The organism is Rodentibacter trehalosifermentans, assembly GCF_002000545.1.
GTDB lineage: Bacteria > Pseudomonadota > Gammaproteobacteria > Enterobacterales > Pasteurellaceae > Rodentibacter > Rodentibacter trehalosifermentans.
The window spans coordinates 1-4,767 of sequence record NZ_MLHL01000060.1 but is presented as its reverse complement, the minus strand read 5'-3'; the positions used below and the strand labels follow the sequence as shown (position 1 = coordinate 4,767).

General features: G+C 43.7%; 9 protein-coding genes. All 9 read left to right on the top strand.

Translation table 11 applies throughout. The features are described 5' to 3' along the window. Nucleotides 1–16: 16 nt before the first annotated feature. Nucleotides 17–277 (top strand): hypothetical protein, encoded by a 261-nt coding sequence (locus BKK52_RS10420; protein WP_077478624.1) that lies wholly within the window; start codon nucleotides 17–19, stop codon nucleotides 275–277. A 134-nt stretch (nucleotides 278–411) separates the two neighbouring features. Continuing rightward, complete coding sequence (locus BKK52_RS10415) at nucleotides 412–1,596, top strand: phage tail sheath subtilisin-like domain-containing protein (protein WP_077478623.1); 1,185 nt, start codon at nucleotides 412–414, stop codon at nucleotides 1,594–1,596. A 3-nt stretch (nucleotides 1,597–1,599) separates the two neighbouring features. Continuing rightward, a complete protein-coding gene (locus BKK52_RS10410) occupies nucleotides 1,600–2,106 on the top strand; it encodes a phage major tail tube protein (protein ID WP_077478622.1) in 507 nt (168 codons plus the stop codon). Nucleotides 2,107–2,201: 95 nt separating this feature from the next. Further along, nucleotides 2,202–2,498: a phage tail assembly protein gene (locus BKK52_RS10405; protein ID WP_077478621.1), complete on the top strand. Its 297-nt coding sequence runs from the start codon at nucleotides 2,202–2,204 to the stop codon at nucleotides 2,496–2,498. Nucleotides 2,499–2,527: 29 nt separating this feature from the next. Continuing rightward, on the top strand, nucleotides 2,528–2,647 hold the full coding sequence (locus tag BKK52_RS10400; protein ID WP_077474731.1) for a GpE family phage tail protein: 120 nt from the start codon (nucleotides 2,528–2,530) through the stop codon (nucleotides 2,645–2,647). Next, nucleotides 2,628–2,750, top strand: coding sequence for a hypothetical protein (locus BKK52_RS14100; protein WP_278246116.1), 123 nt, complete (start codon nucleotides 2,628–2,630; stop codon nucleotides 2,748–2,750). Before BKK52_RS10400 ends, BKK52_RS14100 begins: the two co-directional genes overlap by 20 nt. Nucleotides 2,751–2,806: 56 nt before the next feature. Continuing rightward, nucleotides 2,807–3,145: a hypothetical protein gene (locus tag BKK52_RS10395; protein WP_077478620.1), complete on the top strand. Its 339-nt coding sequence runs from the start codon at nucleotides 2,807–2,809 to the stop codon at nucleotides 3,143–3,145. Then, nucleotides 3,146–3,583 carry a phage tail protein gene (locus BKK52_RS10390; RefSeq protein WP_077478619.1) on the top strand — a complete coding sequence of 146 codons (438 nt, stop codon included), beginning with the start codon at nucleotides 3,146–3,148 and terminating at the stop codon, nucleotides 3,581–3,583. Next, nucleotides 3,583–4,767: phage late control D family protein (locus tag BKK52_RS10385; RefSeq protein WP_143531408.1), on the top strand; the 1,185-nt coding region annotated here is incomplete at its 3' end. The genes BKK52_RS10390 and BKK52_RS10385, both read left to right, overlap by 1 nt.

The window sequence follows — 4,767 nt, the reverse complement described above, 5'->3', positions numbered from 1 at the left end:
GGTTGGAGTAAAACCTATGAAGAAAGCAAAAATTAAAAATTGGGGCTATCACGTGCTCATCGCCGTGGATCAACTTTGTAATGCCTTGGCAGGCGGGGCGGCAGATGAAACCTTTTCCAGCCGTTGCTATCGTGGGGCAGTGTTGGCGGATAAGCCGAAAAAGCGTTGGCGGTTTTGGTATAAATTGGTCAATGGGCTATTTCGTGATCCCAATCATTGCAAAACCGCTTATGAAAGCGAAATTAAACGGCGGCAATATCCGCAAGATTTTACATAACAAAAAGTGCGGTCAAAGCTGACCGCATTTTGTTGATTATCTCCTCACACTTTCCCCAGCTCGAACTCCCCTACACCTTCCGACAAAATAGCCTTGCTTTTTTACATTTCAATTTAAAACCATAGGGCTAAATTATGTCTGAAGAATATCTCCACGGTGTCAAAGTCACGGAAATTGCCGAAGCCTTGCGCACCTTGACGACATCCTCAACGGCTGTTATTGGCTTGGTTGCGACAGCACCTGACGCAGACAATGACACGTTCCCACTCAATAAACCGACCTTACTCACCGGCATTACACCGTCAATGATTGCCAAAGCAGGCAAAACAGGCACGCTCTCTCGTACGTTGGACGGCATTTTAGATATTGTAAATTGTAAAGTCATTGTGATCCGTGTGGAAGAAAGTGACGATGAATCACAAATGAAAGCCAACGTGATCGGCGGTGTGGATGAAGAAGGCAATTACACCGGCTTAAAAGCCTTTTTAGTTTCCGCTGCCGTTTGCGGTGTCAAACCTCGCATTTTCTGTGTGCCAAAATATGATTCGCAAGATGTCACCGTTGAATTAATCAGCGTGGCGCAAAAACTCAACGGCTTTGTGTATGCCTCTTGCTACGGTTGCAATACAAAAGAACAAGCCGTGACATATCGCCGCCAATTCTCGCAACGTGAATTAATGTTGATTTTTGGTGATTTCCTTTCTTTCAATCCTCACACCAAACAAACCGAAGTAGATTATGCCGTGGTGCGTGCGGCTGCAATGCGAGCTTACCAAGACAAAGAATTTGGTTGGCATACCTCTATTTCAAACAAAGGTTTAAACGGTGTAACAGGTGTTACAAAACCGCTTTCATTCGACATCAACGACAGTGCGACCGATGTCAATTATTTGAACGAACAAGGCATTACCGCTTGTATCAATTACAACGGTTACAAATTCTGGGGCTTGCGTACCTGTTCTGCCGACAAGTTATTCATCTATGAAAACTACACCCGCACCGCACAAGTGTTGAAAGACACGATTGCACAATCGTTCGATTGGGCGGTGGATAAAGATATTTCCGTCAATCTTGTGAAAGAGATTGTGGAAGCGATCAATGCGAAATGGCGTGAATTTGTGGCAAAAGGTTATTTGATTGGCGGCAAAGCCTTTATCAATCCGGAATTAAACACCGCAGCAACCTTAAAAGATGCCAAATTGCTTATCTCTTATGACTACTGCCCTGTACCGCCATTAGAACAACTTGGATTTAGACAACACATCAGCGATGAATATTTGGTTGAGTTTGCTAACAATATTGCAAAAGTAGGAGCGTAATAAATGGCTTTACCTCGTAAATTAAAACTAATGAATTTCTTGGCTGACGGTAATTCTTACCGTGGTCAAGTCACCGAAATCACCCAGCCTAAACTCGCTTTAAAACTGGAAGAATACCGTGCAGGCGGTATGTTCGGACCGGTGAAAGTCAATCTCGGTGTGGAAGCCCTTGAAGCGCAATTCAAAATGGGCGGTTATATGACCGAACTTTTAAAAGAATTCGGCGGTTCTATTGATGGCGTGCCGTTACGTTTTGCCGGTGCCTATCAAGAAGACGACACGGAAGAAGTCACCAGTATTGAACTTGTTATGCGTGGTCGCTTTGGTGAAATCGACAACGGCACCAGTAAATCGGGCGATGACACCGAACAAAGCTACACTGTGCCTTTGACTTATTACAAAATCATCGAAAACGGTAAAGATATTATCGAAATTGATCTGCTCAATTCCGTATTTATCGTGGACGGTAAAGACCGCTTGGCAGAACATCGTGCCGCCATCGGCATTTAATTTCACACACCTTGCCCCGAAAGGGGCATTTATTCACTCTTGGAAATTTCCATATTATTTTTGGAAATTTCCAGTTTTAAAATGGAAATCATGTTATGAAAAACGAAACTTCAAAAATCATTACACTTAGCTTGCCTATTATGCGTGGCGACAAAAAAATCACCGACATCACCGTGATGAAACCCACTGTGCCAGCATTAAAAGGCTTAAAAATGTTTGATGTGCTGCAAATGGATGTCGATGCATTGCAAGTGTTATTGCCACGTGTCACGCAACCGGTGCTACACAAATCGGACTTTGCCACTATGGAAGTCGCAGACTTCACAGAACTTGCTGCGGCGGCTGTCGGTTTTTTAGGGAAGAACTCGGAAGCGGAAGAGCCGACCGAGTAATCTTAATCGCTGCCACGGTAGAAGATGCCATGGCAGATATTGCCCTGATTTTTCACTGGCAACCGCAAGCCTTTGACGAGATGACATTTACCGAATTAATGCAATGGCGAGAAAAAGCGAGAGAACGCAATGAAACAGAAAGTGATTGATTATTTAATGGAAAAACCCTATGTCGTTTGGCGCATTTTGTTAGCTGCACTCCTCTGCTTTTGGCTGATTGTTATCTTTGGTATTGCTTTTCTTTTCCACTAATCAAGTGCGGTCAGAAATCAAGGGATTTTTTGACCGCACTTTTACAGGATTCTATTATGACGATTAAATCATTACGCTTTTTAGATTTCTTCCGTGAATTTATTACTTTTTCTGTCGTTTTGGGTATCTTTATTTTTGGCAATTCTGCGGCAATCACTACCTTACTTTGGTTTCTTTGTTTAGTTTCATTCTTAGCATTCGTTGCTGCGGGCATCAATGCTCCCGAACAAAAAATCAAATACACCCAAAATAAAACAAAATTCGAGAATATCTCTCTCTTAGCTTTATGCCTTATTCTCGTCTACTTCGGACATTGGTTTATTGCAACACTTTTTTTTATTTCTTGTTTTTTGTTTAACTCCACTTGTCTTGATAAAGACAAAAAGGACAATTAAATGTTCCAAAACTCCGCCCTTGCTGCCCTTGGCGTGTTTGTATTTACCCGTCAAACCGTGCCTTTTCAGAGTTTAGACCGTCAATCATCGTGGAGACATCCCACCAATTCCGTTGTGGGGCAAATGCCGAAAACTCAATTTACCGGCAAAGATTCTGAAACCGTCATTATCAGCGGTCGATTAATCCCTGAAATCACGGGCGGTACATTAAGCCTTGCCATGTTGGAATTAATGGCGGAAAGCGGTGCAGCATTTCCGCTGATTGAAGGGGCGAATTTTATGTTGATGGGGTTCTTTGTCATCGAATCCATCCAAGAAACCCGCACGGAGCTATTTGGCGATGGAACGGCACGTGCTATTGATTTTACCCTCAATTTAAAACGCACGGACGACCCGCTTTTGATTGAGCTTGCACAAAATGTGATGGGAGCATTTTAATGTTTGAGTTTGCCACCAATCACCGCACACCTCAATTTTCTGTTGTTGTGATCACGCAAGATAAACAGAAAAACGACATCACCCAAACTGTTGCCGACCGTTTAATGAGTATGCAAATTGAGGACAATCGGGGCTTTGAAGCGGATATGCTCGATTTGCAACTTTCCGACCATGACGGCAAACTCGCCCTTCCCCCTCGCAATGCGACTATTCAAGTGGCGATAGGTTGGCAAGGCGAGCCGCTAATAGACAAGGGAAAATATTTGGTTGATGAAGTGCAGTTTTCCGGCTCGCCCGATACCCTCACAATTCGGGCAAGGGCGGCTGATTTAAAAGGCAGTCTAAGCGAGCAAAAAGAGCGGTCATTTCACAATATAAAATTAGCTACATTGATTGCGCAAATCGCCAAAGAAAACAAATTAGAAAGCCAATGTGCCAAAGAATATACCGAACAAACCATTTCCCACATCGACCAAACCAACGAAAGTGACATTAATCTACTGACCCGCCTTGCGGAAGAATATGGCGCAATGGCAACCGTGAAAAATGGCGTGTTGCTGTTTATGCCATTGGGCACAGCCAAAACAGCCACAGGCAAGCCTATTCCTGCAGTACAAATTACTAAATCGGAAGGCGGCAGCTACAATTTCAGTATTGCAGAAAGCGACAATTACAAAGCCGTGCGTGCCTATTGGCACAATACAGACACCGGCAAACGGGGCGAAATTACCGTTGATGCCAACACCAAGATTGTGAAAAAACAGCGTATGACAAAAGGCAGAACTCTGAAAAACGGTACAGTGAAAGGCAGCCGTTTGAGCAAACGGAAATACAACACCGTAGAACAGCAAGAACCGGTAACAAGCAATAGCGATCAAATCAAAACCCTACGCCACACTTACGCCACGGAAGCCTCCGCAATCAATGCGGCAAAATCAGCTTTTGACAAACTCAAGCGTGGTGTCGCAAGTTTTAGCATCACCCTTGCCTACGGCATACCGGATTTAATGCCGGAAACCCCAGTACAACTATCGGGCTTTAAACAGGAAATTGACGGGTCGGATTGGTTGATTACAAAGGTTTCACACAGTATTTCAGACGGTGGTTATACTTCACAGGTGGAGTGTGAGTTGAGGGTTGAAGAAATAGATACAATAATAATAAAAAAAGGGGCTGACGTAGAT

Coding starts and splice junctions, on each gene's coding strand:
- BKK52_RS10420 (WP_077478624.1), top strand. CDS start 17: ATGAAGAAAGCAAAAATTAAAAATTGGGGCTATCACGTGCTCATCGCC.
- BKK52_RS10415 (WP_077478623.1), top strand. CDS start 412: ATGTCTGAAGAATATCTCCACGGTGTCAAAGTCACGGAAATTGCCGAA.
- BKK52_RS10410 (WP_077478622.1), top strand. CDS start 1,600: ATGGCTTTACCTCGTAAATTAAAACTAATGAATTTCTTGGCTGACGGT.
- BKK52_RS10405 (WP_077478621.1), top strand. CDS start 2,202: ATGAAAAACGAAACTTCAAAAATCATTACACTTAGCTTGCCTATTATG.
- BKK52_RS10400 (WP_077474731.1), top strand. CDS start 2,528: ATGGCAGATATTGCCCTGATTTTTCACTGGCAACCGCAAGCCTTTGAC.
- BKK52_RS14100 (WP_278246116.1), top strand. CDS start 2,628: ATGAAACAGAAAGTGATTGATTATTTAATGGAAAAACCCTATGTCGTT.
- BKK52_RS10395 (WP_077478620.1), top strand. CDS start 2,807: ATGACGATTAAATCATTACGCTTTTTAGATTTCTTCCGTGAATTTATT.
- BKK52_RS10390 (WP_077478619.1), top strand. CDS start 3,146: ATGTTCCAAAACTCCGCCCTTGCTGCCCTTGGCGTGTTTGTATTTACC.